This is a genomic window from Parabacteroides sp. ASF519 (genome assembly GCF_000364265.2).
GTDB lineage: Bacteria > Bacteroidota > Bacteroidia > Bacteroidales > Tannerellaceae > Parabacteroides > Parabacteroides goldsteinii.
Genome location: NZ_AQFV02000006.1, coordinates 4,640,374 through 4,656,037, shown reverse-complemented (window position 1 = coordinate 4,656,037; position 15,664 = coordinate 4,640,374). Strand labels below are relative to the sequence as shown.

The following is a 15,664-nucleotide window of genomic DNA, read 5'->3' as shown; positions in this document are numbered from 1 at the left end:
TGTTGAGGTTGATAGATTTTATATAATATGGTTTATTATAAATTTACATTTTTATTCGTAAATGAGTCAAGTTCCTTTTAGAAGAATAGTTGTTTTGATAAAAGGTTTTTCAAAAACAGCATATGAATATCAATTAGACTGTTCCTATTTGTCAAAATATATCGAATATTTTAAAAGTATTGCGGGCGGTGCTTTTGAAGACAATGAGATATTGGAAATAAAGAAATGTTCTGTTGATATGCTAAAAAAAATGATGGTTGAAATAAGAGTAGATTTTGCTGTAATTGTGTATGTTGGTCATGGTGCAACGCAAGATAACTATCAATTATTTCAATTATCAGAAAATGAGATTATAAAACCGGGGCAATTTGTTTCTATTTCAGAAAAGGTATTGGTAATATTAGAAAGTTGTCGATGTAAGATCAATGGTATAAATGCTATTGATCTTACTGATAAAATTCCTAACTTTAGAGATGGTGGAATTGTAAGACGTAAAATTTCAAGAGAAGAGTCAAGGCATAGATATATAGGACAAATAAAAAAATGTCATATAGGTTTAGTTGTTTGTTTTGCATGTTCAGAAGACGAAGAGGCTTTAGATTATATATTTACGACCGAATTGTTAGAACACGCAATGAATTGGTATTCAAATAGAGAAAATTATAATCCAGTATTGTCTATTGTTGATGTGATGAAGTATATATCTATTTCGTTAAGTATATTTAAGCCTGATATTAAACAGCATCCAGTATTTGTTGGAGTAGAACAATTCCCTTTTGTAATCAGTCGATATTAGTGGAAATATAGGCAATATAAAAATTACCAATTCTACTGTAGGGTTGATTTGTGATTTTGTTTTTCAGTCTTTAAAGTGCTATGCCGGACTTAATCTGGCATAGCACAAATTTAACATCATCGTCAAAACAACAGCTTCCCCTCCTTCTTCTCCACCACCGCCTTGAAAACACTTTTGTAGGTCTCATACAACTCCTTCCGGTTTTCCGGTCCCGGCCAATCCGCGAAAGATTCTCCGGCGAAGAACTTCCAAGCGAAGATCCGTTTGGCTTTTTCGGACAATCCCAACTGGTCGATCAGGTTCCGGATATCTTGCATACGTTCCCGGATATACTCGGAACGGTCCGGGCTGTCGTCGGGTTCGTCGATGATGTTCAGCCGTCGCCAATCCACATTCTCATCTACCGGGATAGGCTTGTATTTATGCCGGTAGGGAGACGTGTCCGAGGTAACGTTCAGCTTTATCATTTGCAGGATATAGAAGTCCAGTTCGGTATATTTGCCTTGCTTGGCTCCCATAAGCCGGGAGAGGTGCTCCGGTGGCTTTTGGAGCAACATGCACATTACCTCGTTCAATACGTCAATAGCTTCGTCTGTCATTCCGGCAAGCGAACAATGATACTTAGCGTAATCCAGCCACCTGTCGTAACGTTTCTCAATATATTTATTCAATGCCTCACTTGCCATGTTGTCGTTATTTAATATATTTGTTTTTGCTTATGAGAGGGTGGCGCTGTGAGGCGCTGCCTTTCTTTATCTAAGATGTTGGAAATAGTTGTTCCATTCTTTTTTAGCCAATCGAGGGGTGAATGAGAATAGATATCCTAGTGATTTTAGGATAATTCCTGCGATAAGAAACAATCCACCTATACATATTGAAATAAGAAAGGGAACAGTGAGTAATATTGCTATGATTTTTATATTTGCTTTCATGTTTATTCTTCCTCTTCATTAGTTTCAAAAAGATTCGCCATCATATCGACAATGTTCGTCTGGATATTATCTTCAGCCCCCAATACGGCATTACTGATATGTTTCTTTTCTTCAATGATCCGGTAGAGCTTCTGATCGATCGTCCGGCGGCCGAGTAGGTAATAGCAGTTCACCGAGTCTTTCTGTCCGATACGATGTGCCCGGCTTTCAGCCTGGTCGCATTCGGCATACGTCCAGGGAAGTTCGATGAATGCGACGTCACTGGCAGCCGTGAGTGTAATACCGGCACTAGCCGCTTTGATGGAACAGATGATAACGTCCGTCTTCGGGTTCTTCTGGAAGGCATCAACAGAAGCCTGCTTCTCTTGCATGTTCTGTCTTCCGGTTACGCAGACAGCAGAAGGAAAAGCTACCATCAAGCGGTCTACAATTTCATGCAGGTTACAAAACAGAATGATCTTTTTGCCATTCTCCTGAAAGTCCTTCACGAAGTCGATCACCTCTTTCAGTTTGCCACGTGCCGTAATATCTTTCAGAATACCAATACGGACCATCACTTCCCCTTTCAGTGACTTTTGGATTTTTTCATCATCCGCTTCCTTGTAGCGTTTCAGGTAGTCAATCAAGTCGCGTTCGGCATCCATGTATTCTTTTCGGTTCGTGATTTCACAGGAAACGATCTGACGGACTTTATCCGGTAGCTGGGTGAGTACTTTCGATTTTTCCCTGCGGAAGAAACAGTGTTTCCAAAGCTTGTAGTTTAGCTCTTTCAGATTGCTCGCCTGGTTGGGACCGGAACAGTACCGAAGCATGAAGCCTTTCCATCCGCCCATATCGATCATGCGGTCCATGATACCCAATTGCGCAACCAGATCCTTTGGCTTGTTGACAACAGGTGTTCCGGTCAGCAAGATGATATATTCTTTTCCGGATGCAATGCCTTTGCAAAACTTGGTCTGTTGGGTGGCCGTTGATTTGACTTTATGCGATTCGTCGATTATCACGGACTTGAACAGTTTGATCGTATTGTGAAATTCGACATCTTTCAACGTCCATTTTTCCGTTTTCGTGATTCGCCGAACAAAGTATTTTCGTAGGCTTTCGTAGTTTACGATAAAAACTTGGTTCATGCTGGTCTGCCAGTAGAAAGGCCAGCTATCGCGGACGGAATCGGTCAATACCATTGCTTTTTTGTCTGTAAACTTATGCCATTCCCTTTGCCAATTGATTTTGACAACATTCGGACAGATAACCAAACAGGGGAAGGCATCAGCTTTGTTGATGGTAGCGATACTCTCCAGCGTATTGTGCGTTACGATATAATTGTTTGTCAGGTACAAATGATCCGGAGCGGTCACGCTTATACATACGGAATCTTCCTCCCTGACATATTCGATGGATGAGATATACCGTGAACAATAGTTTGTTTTTTTTATATCCCACTCGGCAGCTTTCCGTTCGAGATAGAACGGACAAACCTTGATTCTTACGTTTACTTGAAACTCCACGCTTTTGCCTTCATTTCGCCTGTCGTACCTGCGTATGATCGCCTGTCCTCCAAGTGAGCGTACCAAAAGGGCAATGTCACGTGCCATGCCGTAGGAAAGGGTGCTGTAGGTGATTCTGTTTTTCTTCCCTGACCCATCCGTATCCATCAAACCGTGCAAGAGGTCGATGCGTTGCTCCACCGATCCGTGCATATATTCGTATGGTATGAATTTCTTGACACTTGGTTTGTCGGCTTTGAGTCGTTTAATCTCTTGGTAAAACCTATTTTCGTGGACTGTCGGATTTTTTGTGATGTTGTATCGCGGGCATGTGGCGTAATCGTCCCGTACCAACAGCATGTCGTTGGGTAAAAGTTTTCTTACCCTGTCGGCAATAGCCGCATCCATATCAGGCGTAGAGAAAGACAGTTTTCCGTTGCCACCGCAAAGATGGCCGTCTCCCAAGAGTACCCCCATGATGTAAGGATGGATGATGTATAATCTCTCCTTATACTTCACAGGTTCACACATTGGGATTTCCCATTTCCGTCTTGTATGGTTATGACCAAGACCTTTCAGGTTGTAGGTTACGCCGGAGTCCATGATCTCCTGTGTCGTCTTGGTGATCCATCCTTTTCCCTTTCTTCTACGGTTGACATCCCGGACACACCATAGATGTTCCGGCCCGCATTCACAGGATACGCCGTCTGAGAACGTGACTTTGAACACGCGGCGTTCTTTTTGCGGGTACACACCGCTTACGGCATATACATTTCCGTCCCTACCAAATATCTCGTCCCCAATTTGTAACTCTCCAATCCTCCTAAAGCTGTTTGGAGTAGCCACGTAACTACTGACTGGTTGTTGTTTACCAAGTCCCATATCGTCCCCATTGATAAACCGTTTCAGTTGCAACCCTCGTGCGATTCCTTGTAACTGGTAGGGATAAGGCTGTATTTTCAGTCCATGATCTCCGTCCAGTTCCGGCATTTCCGGTATTTGAAAAGCAACATCTTCCTCTGCTTGAACAGTAGAAGCAGTACCCCATTGTACCGGTTCAAAATGGCGGACGTAATAAGTAAATTGGTCCAATTCCGCTTTGCATCTGTTGGTTGCCGGAATCATCCATGCGCCTGTTTGTTTGTCCCACCAGCGGATGGAAACAGAGCTTTTCAGCTTGTCTACAACCTGCTGGCGGTATCTATCAAACGTCACCGCATAACATTGTCCTTTTTCTGTATTTTGCAGTGTAATTGTCATAGTGGTAGGTGTTATGCAAATTCGTCAAATGCTTTTATTTCTTCGGCGACATCTTCCATTTCTGCTTTTTTCTTGCGGCCGCGTTTCTTCGGCTTCGGTTCAGCTTCTCCGGTAATGTCAGATTCTTCGGGAACATCGAAATCGAACGATTCTTGTTTGATTCCATATTTTCCGCCGAACAGATAAGCATCCACTTCGTAGTCAAGTCGGTTGATCGTCTGTCTTAAAGCGTCCCCATACGGATATCCTTCGCCGGATTCGTCTTCGAATTTTGTAAACGGGACGGAAAGGTTAAGAACTTGTCCGCTCTTCAACAGTTTTTGTGCCTGGATGGAAACACCGGCTGATTCGTCTGATCCACCTTTGCTGTACCCCGTGATAACGATGTTCTTCAGCTTCTCGTTCAGGTCATCATCCGAAGGGTTTTCGATATTCACGACCCCAGCTTCCTTCATTTCGCAAATTTTGACGGCATGGGGCTTTAACAGGCTCATGGCATACAATAGGTCCGGATGGACGAATTGTTGGGATGATTTGGTTACTTCGTTCTTGTAATTTGCTTCTACAAATCGTTCTGTGTAGTCAGCTGTTATCTGGTTGTTTTTAAGCTTGACTTTTTGAATCTCATACACAGGTTGTTCTTTTACTAATTCTTCCATGTTCATTTAAAATTTAGGATTGTTATAACTCTGAGGCGCTAAGGCCATTTCTGCTTTTGCTTTACTGATAAGGGTACGACACCAATCTAATTGATGTGTCGCGGTACGGTTCAAACGCTCACACCAATCGACGAGATATTGCTCTTCTTTGCATAAGCTATCAATGATCGCATTTACGGCTTTGGATGTAGCACCTGCCCGGCTAGCTGTTTCTCGGAGCGTATCGAACACTTCGGACTTCTTTTTCCCATTCAGGTAATATTTAGCATCGGCAAGCAGCTTCCCGCTCCGGGCAATATAAACGGCTAGATCATTTCCGCGGAGAACAGCTTCCTGTACATCTTCGCTCATAGTGATATTCAGATAAGAGTCGATTGCTGCTAATTCTTTGGCAATACTCTCAATTGGTGTAATATTCAGATTCATTCTGTTTATTTTAAGATATACTCATGGTTGCAACCGGTACAATGGAGGACAGGAAAGCATTCTCCTTTAATAGTTGTCTGGTATTTCTTTATTACCATTGGTGCTCCGCATTCCGGGCACTTAGTCGATAATATCCGGAAGAACCAGGAGGTGATCTGTTTAAAAAACTTTTTCATATCTTATTCAATTAGCATCCACCAGCGGAAAGCCAGTTCATCATATTTTTCTTTACCTTTCAGATAGATAGGATCATCGCGCTTGATGAAGACCTTAAATATCTTTTGGTTCTTTTTAGAGATCCCGTAAATGAAATCTTGCCGGCTTCCGGCGATATCCATGTACCAGGCACGAGAACGGTCCCAATCGAAGAAGTCCACAGCTTCGTCGAACTGTTTTTGAGATTGGGCGAAAGTAGTTTTCAAGTCTCCACCAAAACCGAATGTTGGTAACCACCAGTCCCATTTACAGCGAGTATCGAGTGTATACTCGAAATTCCCATATTGAAAGACCTGTTTTTTGTTTACCATGAATCGCTGCGTCTCTGCCTTTGTCAGTACTTGTGCCAGGAACGGATCCCGGCGTGCTTCCATCCGGAGCGATTTGATCATAGCCAGAGCCAGCTCCCAATCTTCGCCGGAATACAATACATCGTCCACCATCCGCTTGTCATACCGTACCCGTTCCTGCTCCGTCAGCATTGCATCAACCAGACTGCCAAATTTGAAAGCCTTTTCCTTATCCCCGTATTGTGTACGGGGATAGAGGAGGTTTTTTAGTTCTGTCAGGTCTGAGTTGCTGACTTCAGACCGGCTGTAATACGTGTCTTGCATCTTCTTCCTGTTGTTCTAGGTAGTCTAATACTAGTTTGTCGAACTCGAATGTGGCTGTGTTAGCAATCATCCAGCGTAGCCATTTCCGACCCTCTGAGGTTTCAATGATCGACTTCAGCCGGGCTGGATTACTCCGGTACTTACCGAAGTTGATCCAGCTTGTGAGATAAAATTTCTTTCCCATTTTATTTAGCTGTTACGTCATCAATGTATTTCACAAAGGCAGATTTGATCTCTTCACCATCTTTGTTCACAACTTTCTCGCAGTAGGTGATCATCTTCTTATGTACCTTCTCTAGGTCCTCCATCGACATGTTAATACCTTCGCGAGTGAACCACATCTGGTATACCTGAAGGAAACCCTGCGGGTTGGTAATCTGTATTTTCTTTTTAACTTTTGCCTTTGTCGGAGTAGAAGGCATGCTGGCAGCAGAGAAATCAAATGCAGCCTGTACTTCGGCTGCCGCTTTTTCAGCTTCAGCCTTTGCTTTGGCTTCTGCCTCTCGGCGCTTGCGTTCTTCTTCCTGTTTACGGAGTTGTTCCTGTTGTTCTTTCCTGCGTTGCTCTTCCTGACGAGCAGCTTCTACCGCATTTGTTCGGCGTAATTCTTCCTGTTCTTCCAACTGTTTTCGAAGAGAGGGAAGGCGATCGATCAGGGACTGTTTCAAATCCTCCAATTCGAAAGAATAACGCTTTGTGTATTCAACTTTTTTAATGGATGCTAATTCGTTTTTTATGCCTGTTCGGGTGGCCGCGTCCATGTAAAAGGTTTGGAAAGTATCTTTTACGTTATTGGCGAAATCGGTCCAATTGAAAGTCACATTAGCTTCTTTGATTTGTCTGCAAACGTCATTGTAAGATGCTAACGTTGCATGATCATACATTCCACTCAGGGCTTTGATATGCCTGCTTACATAATTGGCATAAGTAGTGTCTAGCAATAAAGTGATATCCGCTTTATATTGAGCCTTCTCATTTTCAGTTAACTGGATTCTACGAGCTTCTGCTTCACGTTTTTTCTGTTCTTCCAGTTTTTTAGCTGCATATTTATTGCGAGCCTGCTGGAGCTTATAGGGAATAGTTGTTACCGATTTGATATCGATAGCTGATTCCAAAGATGTAAATGACTTGCTGACTGTGGCCAGAAGTTGTGTTAATGGTTTGCGACGCTTGTTCATGTTTTCGACTGTTATTTTCGTCTTCTCCAAATACTCTGAGACCGTCGCATCCAGTTCATCTGAGCTAATACCTTCTTCTGCTTCAATGGTGTCCAGAAGTGCTTGGCCGGTTTGATTGCATGCTGATACGGAAGCCTGATTGCGTTGCAAGGTGGCAGGAGCCGATTGCATGATCTGATTGAATTCTTCCACTTTGATAAGAGAATTGTTAGCTTGTGTATCCATTGTGATAAATTTTTAAATGATTGATTGAGTTTATTAAAATCCGGCATCTTCATCTTCTTGTGACATTTGGGCTGTTATACCTGATACGGGAACCGGTTCCTCTTGCGGTTGTTCTCCGAATCCTAGCAAAGAATTTTCCGATTTGGGCTGGAGAGCTTGCGGTTGCTGTCCGGTTTGATTGGTCTGGATAGCGGTTGTTTCCTCCACCCCGTAGTCGATATCTTGCGGATCTTCCTGTGTTTCGAATATTGTAAACTTTCCGGTTCGAACTTTGGGATATCCGTCAAATGCGTGTTTAATCAGTTTGCTTTCCAAAAATCCCGGATCAATACCGCCATCATTGGATGTATAGAGTGCATTTGCATTCCCTTCTTTGCGTTTGGTTTGCGGATTCCAGTGTAGGTTGTTCTTCAGGCTATATGCTTCTAAGCGTTTAATGTCGCCTTCCATCATCCAATGCCAGTCTACAGTTCCATCAGCCCGGACGATACGGATAAAACCACCGATTACCTTGTTGGATTTGCGAGGACATGCAGCCTTATAGGTAACAGTCTTTGCACCTTCAACTAAACCAGGGGAGAAAGTGTCACCTTCATAGCAGACAACTGGATTATCCACATACCTGATTTGGCCGGCACGCTGGCGCATAACCAGTTCCCCATAGCCAGTGATGGAAAGATAAGCACGCAGTTCGTAGATATCGTTACCATTGTTGTCCTTATAGCCGGTCTTCGTACTACGGGGAAGAATATAGCAATGGGGTCGTCCTGTGGGATCAAGAGACAGACCGTTTACGGCGATATCCAGGAAACAACCGTATAAGGACAACGGAGAACATCTTTGTAGTTCCGGTTTATCCTGTAATATCTTCCGAAAATTGAACTTTTCCTTTTCGTAGATCTGCGTTCCTTGATCGGTTCCCCAGATCGCATTGTACATAAGGATAAACTTTTGTTCTACTCGGTTATCATCCGCTATCATGAGCGGATTAAGCTGATTGAGTTCAGACACTTTGATTTGAATTTGATTTGACATAATGATTATGATTTTAGTTGATTAATAATTTTCATTTGTTTGTATTTTTGTTACCATTTATTCAAAAGGCAGTATGCCATACTTAAGAATCCTGCTATTGATATAATATGCAGGTAGTTACCTTTCAAAACGCCAATAAAACAGATCACAGCAAAGACTGCAAAAAGGACAGACGTTCCCACCCTCAGGAAATTCCCGAGTTTCAATAAGTCGATTTTCATCAAAATATGTTTTTGAAAATTTTGTTTGCCGGAAGTGCGTTGCCCAATGCGTCCATTGCGCTTGCGGTTTCCAGTTCGGAGCGTTTGAAGTAATACTTTCCGCGTTGAGAGTTTCCTGTTGGGTAGCCGGTTATTCTGCCTTTTGCCCTCCATTCATCGACCAGTTTCTTTGAGTATTCCCGTTCAGCATCAGCGGCAATTACTATTTCAGAAAGGAGGCCTAAACCTTTCAGTGTCGCAATTGTGCCTATTTTAATACTGGCGGCTACGATTTTTTGTAAGTTTATTTCTTCCATTTTAAGCAATGCTGTTTACGATTAATACTTAGGGTTGTAGAGATTTTGAGTCGGATTTTATGTTGTAAACTCCCTGTAACGCTTTACCTGGGACGCCTTGCTTATTAATTCTAGTTATTCGTTTTTGAATAGTTTCTTATCGTTTGCATATCTCATGAACTCAGCCATGGAGTGAATAGAGAGTTTCCGGAACACGTTCTTCCGATGGTTCTTTACTGTATGGGTAGAAAGGAATAGCTCATCAGCAATTTCTTCATCACTTTTTCCTCGGTAACAGAGCTTCATCACCCTTAATTGACTTTCAGATAGAGTACTGTTGAATTTTGGATTGCAAATAACATTGAAGTATTTACACTCTCCTCTTAAAGGGCATCCGACGAATTCAAAGTGAAAATTCCAGTTCTCATCAACATCAATTTCGTTGTCGTACAAACCGAAATTACATTTCACAAACCTTCTAACTGCTAAGAAATCCCGGTACATGCGATTGCCTTCGTACCTAGAGTATATCTCCCTTAATGCTGCATAGGCATCCGGGTAGAACTCTTCGAGAACTTCAAGGAACCGTTGAATGAAATCTGTATCAGATTCCTTCAACTGGCGTTCCGGCATTCCCTGTTCACGGATCGTTACTTCTCCTTCGGGAGTGGTATAAAATTCTATTGCTCGCATGGCTGTCCCTCCGGAAAAAGAATTTCTACAGGTGCTCCAAGTTCATGAGATATAGCCTTTTTACATAGCTTGTCGGGTTTGAAAACTCCTCTAAGCCAGTTGTAGACTGTTTGCTCTGAGCGCTCTGTTGCGTTTGCAATTCGTCTGACAAACTCCTGCTTAGGAGTGGGGACTTCATCGAGCGCCTCATATCTATCTTTAAAAGATAGTGCACCTGCTTCATGATACTGTGGGGTCAATTTTTCCATTTTTACCTCCTTACATTATTTATATATATTCTGTACTTTATATTTTCGCAACTACTATTAATAATTACAGATGCAAATAAACAGATAAATTTTGATACAGCAAAGAAAATATGATAAAATATCCAATTGTAAACAGATAAATTTTGATATTAAAACCTCTGATTACAAAATTTGAGTATGTAACTTAGTATATATGAAGAATTTAGATATACATATAGGTGAGATCATTACAGATGTGATGAAAACTCAAAATGTGACAAAGGCTGAACTTGCTAGGAGACTGGATGTTAAGCCTCAAAGTGTAGACTATCTTTTAGGTCGGTCAAGCATTGATACAAATACTTTGTATAATGTTTCAGTGGCCTTGGATTATGACTTTGCCAAATTGTATTTGTTAAAACAGGATCAGATAAATTCTGATAAGTCAAATTTTGATTTTGTTCCTAAAAAGGCAAAGGTACTGGTAGAAGTTGAACTTAATACCGAGGATGTTATCAAATTGAACTTAAAAGAACGTATTGTGCAGATATTAAATAAGTAAATATATGGGACCAATATACGTAGAGCTAACACCTGTCACAGGTGATAAAGAATCTATTATCATCAATTTCATGGATATTGATGATATTATCGCTGCACATGGAAATGAGTTTGAATTTAAAGGTCGTGTTAATCACTATGATAATCTCGAATTGCCTCATACTATAATCATTATAGGAGGGAAACGTATACCTGTAGTTCAGTCATCTGCCGAGGTTATAAAAAAAATACAAGATGAATTTATTGCTCAGTATTAACGATATCGAATAAAATAAAACTATTCAAGGCCGATGTTATCAAGTTGACTTTTGGTGATAGAGTCTTAGAAATAACAAATAAATAATATAAAACAGAGATATCATGGAAAGTTTAGAAGATAAGGATAAGACTATAGCAATCTTAAAGAATAGAAATGTTAAAGTACTTAGAGATGTACAACGTCTTGAGATGGAATTGGCTGCAGTTCAATGTGAGAATGATAAATTGCGTAAAATAGCTAATTTGGAAAATGAACAAGATTTTCTTTCAGCTATATATGGGAATTTTGATAAAGATTAAATTGTATACGATGAAAATAATATCACTTTTTAACAATAAAGGAGGTGTTGGTAAATCAACACTCGCATTTCATTTATCACACATTTTGGCTGAAATGGGATATAATATATTGATGATTGACTTAGATCCTCAATGTAATTTGACAATTTGTGGAATGGAGGAAGAGTATTTACATGAAATTTGGCGTGAAGAAGATCCATTTATAGATGATTTCGACTCTACAAAAAGGAAATATAGTGCAGGAAAGTTTGAAAAATTTATTCATAAACCTAAAACAATTCATTTTTTATTAAAACCCACAGAGGATGGAATTAGTGAAACTATAGAAATTCCTAGCCCTATACATATAAAGAATAATTTAGATCTAATTCCTGGAAGATTAACAGTTCATCAGTATGAAGCTAAAATAGCAGAAAGGTGGAGTGGCGCATACATGGGAGATCCTCTTGCTATAAGGACACTTACAAATATAAGAACGATAGCAGAAGAATATGGTGTTCGCTTTCATTATGATTTTGTAATAATTGATACTTCGCCAAGTTTAGGTGCATTAAATAAGTTGATAATATCTACAGTTGATGGATTTTTAATACCTGCTTTACCTGATATGTTTTCATTATATGGAATTAGAAATATAGGAAATTCATTAAAGCAATGGAAAAAAGAATTTAGTACGATATACACATTGATATCAGATGATAAAAGAAAAAAGTTTCCTCCTAAGTTTGTTCGTTTTTTAGGTTATACAATATATAACGCAAAAAAATATACAGGGCAAACAGATTGGGATTTAGCACGAGCTCATTACAATTATGCTCAGCAAATACCAGAGACTATTGAAACCTTTATAAGTGAAGATGTAAGAGAACATTTATCTTCTGATATGGTACACAACCCAATTGGAGGAATGGCAGTGATGCACTCCCATAATACACAACCTAATATGGCTCAAAAATATAAACATCCAATATGGGAGATTCCAGATTTGGATAATCTAGAATCGATTGATCGTGGAACAATTAGAGGCAATATAAAAATGTATACTTCAACTAAAGAAAAGTATGAAGAGTTTGCTAAGTCATTTCTTGAAAGAATTCGAACATTGGATCAATAAATTATGGATAATTTTTTCGAACTGAAAGAATCGTATTTAAATAGGAAGTTTGAATACGAACAATTTTTGGCAAGTGTGCTTACTTTTTTTCAGAAGAATCCCAAGTTAAATAATTCAACATTTCCAATTATTCATTCGTTAAAAACAAGAATGAAAGATCCATCTCATTTAGAAGATAAAATAAAACGTAAAGAGAAGGAAGGTATTCATATTACAAAAGATAATTTATTTCATGAAATAACTGATTTTGCAGGTATTCGAGTTTTACATATATATCAAGATCAATTTCTTCCAATACATCAGTCTATTGAAGAAAATGTAGCACAAGGGAATTGGGCTTTTGTAGAACCTCCTAAGGCTTATTCTTGGGATCCAGAAAGTCAAAAAATATATGAGGATTTGAATATTATACCTGAAATTAAACCAACATATTATACTAGTGTTCATTATGTAGTTAAACCTAATAATCAGAATAAAAATCCTATTTGTTGCGAAATACAAGTAAGAACACTTTTTGAGGAAGCATGGGGAGAAATTAGCCATTACATTAATTATCCTCATCCAACAAAAAGTAAATCATGTAATGAACAATTACGGGTTTTAGCGAAATTAGTGTCTACAGGAACAAGATTAGCAGATTCTATATTTCATACGTATGAAGATTTTGAAGATACTTGAAGATACTTGAAGAGAGACAAGTAGCTCTGGGAGTTTTAATGCTGATTCTGGACAATAGATTTTACTTGATAGTTCAAAGCTTTTATGTGAATCCTTAAAATTGTAGAATACGGCATCTGATAAAACTCCTATAGATGGGCTTGTGAGTTATATTTTGGGCATAAAATCAGAAAAGTTATATGTATCTCCAATAAGTAAGGAAGACATCGATGTATATCTCCAAATAATATCAGATTGTACGTCAGAAAAGAAAACAGAACTTTTGAAGTATGTAATGTCTTTACCTGTAAGTAAAGAAAATGATAACTAATATAAATTGTAGATTATGAAAGATAACAAAGAAATTGATAAAGGCGATAAAGTCTATATTGAAAGTATATATGGAGTTCCATATCATGGAGTAGTAGAAGGAATAGGTAGTTACGGCGATTTGGAAGTAAAGCTTGATGATCAAAAGTATTCTAATTTTTATAATCGTAATCGATTAACTAAAGATGAAAAATAATTGGGTTTCATTATTAGCGTTATTGATTTCTGTTATAGCATTAATAATAACATTTCTGCGCATAGATGTCACAATATCTAATGATACTTTTATTGGTATTATAGCTTCATTTATTGGCGCTTCTACAACTCTTGTAGTAGGTGCTCAGATTTACAATTCTATAGAAACTAGAAAGATGAAGGATGATATGCAAAATGTGGAAGAAAATATGCATAGAAAAATGATTGTTATAGATTGTGCTATTAACTATATCCAAGGTTTAGCCAATGTCACAGAACGCCCTTTGTCTGCTTATCGGGATTTTATTAGTGCTTTAGATTCTGCATATGATTCTAATAATCATAATGCAATAGAAGATTGCTATAATAATCTTAATGCAATTATTCAGAAGATACAAGCAGGAAAAGGATTGAATGAAAATGTAGAACAAAAAAATACTCAAATTGAAAATGCGATTGATGAACTGAAGAAAAATCCTTTATATAAAGATTTTGAATATCGTATAAGTCCAATAGAGAAGCAAAGAATAGAATTGTTTGAAAAATTGAAAAAAAATAATGATAACTCCAGCAATAAAGGATAAGCTTCTAGGCTATTTGATAGCTCAAGAACAAATAGACTTTGATATTGACTTTCATGATCTGTATGAACAAACAGGTATACGGTTTGATATTGCTAATATGATATTAGAATATTTTGAAAGGTTCAGTCTTATTTCATACCAAAGTTCTAAGGGTTATAGTTGTGTTTCTTTAAATGCAGAAATATATGACTTCTTTAATCATGGAGGTTTCACTGCTCAGGAAGAACTTCTCCGAGCTAATCTTGAAAAGTTGAATTTAGAGCTTTTGAAGTTGTCGAAAGATATTGAGCCATCAAGATTGGAAACAGTAAGTACAATAACTGCGATCGCAGGTAATATTGCTACGGCGTTGGGGTTGTTTAAATAATAATATTGAAAGTATGAGACTAATAGATATAAAACAATGTATTAATATCGCATTTGATAATTTGGATTTCAAAGTATCTGAAATTGGAGGAGGAAATTCTAAGATATATGGTGTTCAAAAATTTAGGATTGTTTTACTGCAATTATCGAAGGCTGGATTTGTTCGGAGAGAAGATTTCAAATTTTATGATGATATCGTTAATGCAGTTAATACAGATAGTTTGACTTATCCTTCTTCTAATTACATAGGTGATTATATAGTAAAGATTAGTTATTTGGTAAAACTGCTTCATTATTGGATAAATGAATTTTTACCTGTTGAGCAAGATGATGAAACTGTAAATATCAAACTTCCTAAAATAAACAACTTTGACGTGCTTAATAAAGTGGCGAATGAATTGCGACTTGCTTTTTCTTCTGTCATCTCTGAATATGAAGGAGGTAAAATTGAAATTGTACAGTTTGATCATGGTTCATTTTGGTGTGTAATAAAAGTTGGTACGGCATTATTACTTTTTACAGGTTTAGCTTGGGCAGGAGCAGTTGTGGCAAAAAAGACAATAGAGTGTAGAAGCGCTTATGAAGTTTATAGAAATGCTTCTGCAAGAAATGAAATGTTAGAGGAATTAAAACGATTAAATAAAGCTCAAATAGATATAGTAGTAACACAAGAAGCTAAACTTATTCAGCAAGAACATTTTAACAAAGAGGATCACGAACAGTTAGAAAGAATCAAAAACTCTATATTGAACATATCAGAACTAATTCTTAAAGGTACAGAAATTCAACCAGCAATTGCTGCTCCTGAAGATGTGAAAAATTTATTCCCTGATTTTAGTTGTCTTCCATTAATCGAAAGCCGGACTAAAAAACTAACAGAGAATATAGAAAATAATCAATAAGTACTATTATCATGTAGCCAGTGGATAATGGCACCGATTAAGATAATCAGTAAAATACCCGCAATAATTGAGCAGGTGACTGTAAAAACAATCCAAAAATCAAATATTGTATTAACCATAAAGACAGTGTTTAGTGCAAAAATAGAATTTAAT

Annotated in this window: 21 protein-coding genes; 10 read left to right on the top strand and 11 right to left on the bottom strand. The window is 38.3% G+C overall.

Annotated features, from left to right (window positions below):
- Positions 1-61: 61 nt before the first annotated feature.
- Complete coding sequence (locus C825_RS18465; RefSeq protein WP_010803594.1) at positions 62-796, top strand: hypothetical protein; 735 nt, start codon at positions 62-64, stop codon at positions 794-796.
- Between the two features lie 122 nt (positions 797-918).
- Here the strand turns inward: C825_RS18465 and C825_RS18460 are convergent, their stop codons facing one another.
- From C825_RS18460 to C825_RS18405, 11 genes are all read right to left on the bottom strand, one after another.
- On the bottom strand, positions 919-1,482 hold the full coding sequence (locus C825_RS18460; RefSeq protein WP_010803593.1) for a hypothetical protein: 564 nt from the start codon (positions 1,480-1,482) through the stop codon (positions 919-921).
- Positions 1,483-1,730: 248 nt separating this feature from the next.
- Positions 1,731-4,475, bottom strand: coding sequence for an SNF2-related protein (locus tag C825_RS27900; protein ID WP_010803592.1), 2,745 nt, complete (start codon positions 4,473-4,475; stop codon positions 1,731-1,733).
- An 11-nt stretch (positions 4,476-4,486) separates the two neighbouring features.
- Positions 4,487-5,134, bottom strand: coding sequence for a hypothetical protein (locus C825_RS18445; protein WP_010803591.1), 648 nt, complete (start codon positions 5,132-5,134; stop codon positions 4,487-4,489).
- A 6-nt stretch (positions 5,135-5,140) separates the two neighbouring features.
- Positions 5,141-5,560, bottom strand: coding sequence for a hypothetical protein (locus tag C825_RS18440; RefSeq protein WP_010803590.1), 420 nt, complete (start codon positions 5,558-5,560; stop codon positions 5,141-5,143).
- A 5-nt stretch (positions 5,561-5,565) separates the two neighbouring features.
- On the bottom strand, positions 5,566-5,736 hold the full coding sequence (locus tag C825_RS18435; RefSeq protein WP_154278257.1) for a hypothetical protein: 171 nt from the start codon (positions 5,734-5,736) through the stop codon (positions 5,566-5,568).
- Between the two features lie 3 nt (positions 5,737-5,739).
- Entirely contained in the window at positions 5,740-6,390 is a 651-nt protein-coding gene (locus C825_RS18430; protein ID WP_010803589.1) for a PD-(D/E)XK nuclease-like domain-containing protein, read from the bottom strand.
- A gap of 185 nt (positions 6,391-6,575) precedes the next feature.
- Positions 6,576-7,793, bottom strand: coding sequence for a hypothetical protein (locus tag C825_RS18425; protein ID WP_010803587.1), 1,218 nt, complete (start codon positions 7,791-7,793; stop codon positions 6,576-6,578).
- Positions 7,794-7,826: 33 nt separating this feature from the next.
- Entirely contained in the window at positions 7,827-8,828 is a 1,002-nt protein-coding gene (locus C825_RS18420) for a recombinase RecT (RefSeq protein ID WP_010803586.1), read from the bottom strand.
- 220 nt (positions 8,829-9,048) lie between these two features.
- Positions 9,049-9,345, bottom strand: a complete 297-nt coding sequence (locus C825_RS18415; protein WP_010803584.1) for a hypothetical protein — start codon at positions 9,343-9,345, stop codon at positions 9,049-9,051.
- A gap of 114 nt (positions 9,346-9,459) precedes the next feature.
- Positions 9,460-10,017 carry a helix-turn-helix domain-containing protein gene (locus C825_RS18410; protein WP_010803583.1) on the bottom strand — a complete coding sequence of 186 codons (558 nt, stop codon included), beginning with the start codon at positions 10,015-10,017 and terminating at the stop codon, positions 9,460-9,462.
- A complete protein-coding gene (locus tag C825_RS18405; protein WP_010803582.1) occupies positions 10,005-10,265 on the bottom strand; it encodes a hypothetical protein in 261 nt (86 codons plus the stop codon). The genes C825_RS18410 and C825_RS18405 overlap by 13 nt, the downstream gene beginning before the upstream one ends.
- 193 nt (positions 10,266-10,458) lie before the next feature.
- On the opposite strand from C825_RS18405, the gene C825_RS18400 reads away from it, so the two are divergent.
- The 9 genes from C825_RS18400 to C825_RS18360 all read left to right on the top strand — a co-directional run bounded on the left by C825_RS18400 (position 10,459) and on the right by C825_RS18360 (position 15,511).
- A complete protein-coding gene (locus C825_RS18400; protein WP_010803581.1) occupies positions 10,459-10,806 on the top strand; it encodes a helix-turn-helix domain-containing protein in 348 nt (115 codons plus the stop codon).
- A 4-nt stretch (positions 10,807-10,810) separates the two neighbouring features.
- Positions 10,811-11,062 (top strand): hypothetical protein, encoded by a 252-nt coding sequence (locus C825_RS18395; RefSeq protein WP_010803580.1) that lies wholly within the window; start codon positions 10,811-10,813, stop codon positions 11,060-11,062.
- 103 nt (positions 11,063-11,165) lie between these two features.
- Positions 11,166-11,363 carry a hypothetical protein gene (locus C825_RS18390; RefSeq protein ID WP_010803579.1) on the top strand — a complete coding sequence of 66 codons (198 nt, stop codon included), beginning with the start codon at positions 11,166-11,168 and terminating at the stop codon, positions 11,361-11,363.
- Positions 11,364-11,373: 10 nt separating this feature from the next.
- A complete protein-coding gene (locus tag C825_RS18385) occupies positions 11,374-12,477 on the top strand; it encodes a ParA family protein (RefSeq protein ID WP_044214677.1) in 1,104 nt (367 codons plus the stop codon).
- Between the two features lie 3 nt (positions 12,478-12,480).
- Positions 12,481-13,155: a RelA/SpoT domain-containing protein gene (locus C825_RS18380; protein WP_010803577.1), complete on the top strand. Its 675-nt coding sequence runs from the start codon at positions 12,481-12,483 to the stop codon at positions 13,153-13,155.
- 325 nt (positions 13,156-13,480) lie between these two features.
- Positions 13,481-13,660 (top strand): hypothetical protein, encoded by a 180-nt coding sequence (locus C825_RS18375; RefSeq protein WP_010803576.1) that lies wholly within the window; start codon positions 13,481-13,483, stop codon positions 13,658-13,660.
- Complete coding sequence (locus C825_RS18370; protein WP_010803575.1) at positions 13,650-14,243, top strand: hypothetical protein; 594 nt, start codon at positions 13,650-13,652, stop codon at positions 14,241-14,243. Before C825_RS18375 ends, C825_RS18370 begins: the two co-directional genes overlap by 11 nt.
- Entirely contained in the window at positions 14,218-14,610 is a 393-nt protein-coding gene (locus tag C825_RS18365) for a hypothetical protein (RefSeq protein WP_010803574.1), read from the top strand. The genes C825_RS18370 and C825_RS18365 overlap by 26 nt, the downstream gene beginning before the upstream one ends.
- A 13-nt stretch (positions 14,611-14,623) precedes the next feature.
- The gene (locus C825_RS18360) at positions 14,624-15,511 is read left to right on the top strand and encodes a hypothetical protein (RefSeq protein ID WP_010803573.1); all 888 of its coding nucleotides are present in this window, start codon (positions 14,624-14,626) and stop codon (positions 15,509-15,511) included.
- Positions 15,512-15,664: the final 153 nt, after the last annotated feature.

Coding starts and splice junctions, on each gene's coding strand:
- C825_RS18465 (WP_010803594.1), top strand. CDS start 62: ATGAGTCAAGTTCCTTTTAGAAGAATAGTTGTTTTGATAAAAGGTTTT.
- C825_RS18460 (WP_010803593.1), bottom strand. CDS start 1,482: ATGGCAAGTGAGGCATTGAATAAATATATTGAGAAACGTTACGACAGG.
- C825_RS27900 (WP_010803592.1), bottom strand. CDS start 4,475: ATGACAATTACACTGCAAAATACAGAAAAAGGACAATGTTATGCGGTG.
- C825_RS18445 (WP_010803591.1), bottom strand. CDS start 5,134: ATGGAAGAATTAGTAAAAGAACAACCTGTGTATGAGATTCAAAAAGTC.
- C825_RS18440 (WP_010803590.1), bottom strand. CDS start 5,560: ATGAATCTGAATATTACACCAATTGAGAGTATTGCCAAAGAATTAGCA.
- C825_RS18435 (WP_154278257.1), bottom strand. CDS start 5,736: ATGAAAAAGTTTTTTAAACAGATCACCTCCTGGTTCTTCCGGATATTA.
- C825_RS18430 (WP_010803589.1), bottom strand. CDS start 6,390: ATGCAAGACACGTATTACAGCCGGTCTGAAGTCAGCAACTCAGACCTG.
- C825_RS18425 (WP_010803587.1), bottom strand. CDS start 7,793: ATGGATACACAAGCTAACAATTCTCTTATCAAAGTGGAAGAATTCAAT.
- C825_RS18420 (WP_010803586.1), bottom strand. CDS start 8,828: ATGTCAAATCAAATTCAAATCAAAGTGTCTGAACTCAATCAGCTTAAT.
- C825_RS18415 (WP_010803584.1), bottom strand. CDS start 9,345: ATGGAAGAAATAAACTTACAAAAAATCGTAGCCGCCAGTATTAAAATA.
- C825_RS18410 (WP_010803583.1), bottom strand. CDS start 10,017: ATGCGAGCAATAGAATTTTATACCACTCCCGAAGGAGAAGTAACGATC.
- C825_RS18405 (WP_010803582.1), bottom strand. CDS start 10,265: ATGGAAAAATTGACCCCACAGTATCATGAAGCAGGTGCACTATCTTTT.
- C825_RS18400 (WP_010803581.1), top strand. CDS start 10,459: ATGAAGAATTTAGATATACATATAGGTGAGATCATTACAGATGTGATG.
- C825_RS18395 (WP_010803580.1), top strand. CDS start 10,811: ATGGGACCAATATACGTAGAGCTAACACCTGTCACAGGTGATAAAGAA.
- C825_RS18390 (WP_010803579.1), top strand. CDS start 11,166: ATGGAAAGTTTAGAAGATAAGGATAAGACTATAGCAATCTTAAAGAAT.
- C825_RS18385 (WP_044214677.1), top strand. CDS start 11,374: ATGAAAATAATATCACTTTTTAACAATAAAGGAGGTGTTGGTAAATCA.
- C825_RS18380 (WP_010803577.1), top strand. CDS start 12,481: ATGGATAATTTTTTCGAACTGAAAGAATCGTATTTAAATAGGAAGTTT.
- C825_RS18375 (WP_010803576.1), top strand. CDS start 13,481: ATGAAAGATAACAAAGAAATTGATAAAGGCGATAAAGTCTATATTGAA.
- C825_RS18370 (WP_010803575.1), top strand. CDS start 13,650: ATGAAAAATAATTGGGTTTCATTATTAGCGTTATTGATTTCTGTTATA.
- C825_RS18365 (WP_010803574.1), top strand. CDS start 14,218: ATGATAACTCCAGCAATAAAGGATAAGCTTCTAGGCTATTTGATAGCT.
- C825_RS18360 (WP_010803573.1), top strand. CDS start 14,624: ATGAGACTAATAGATATAAAACAATGTATTAATATCGCATTTGATAAT.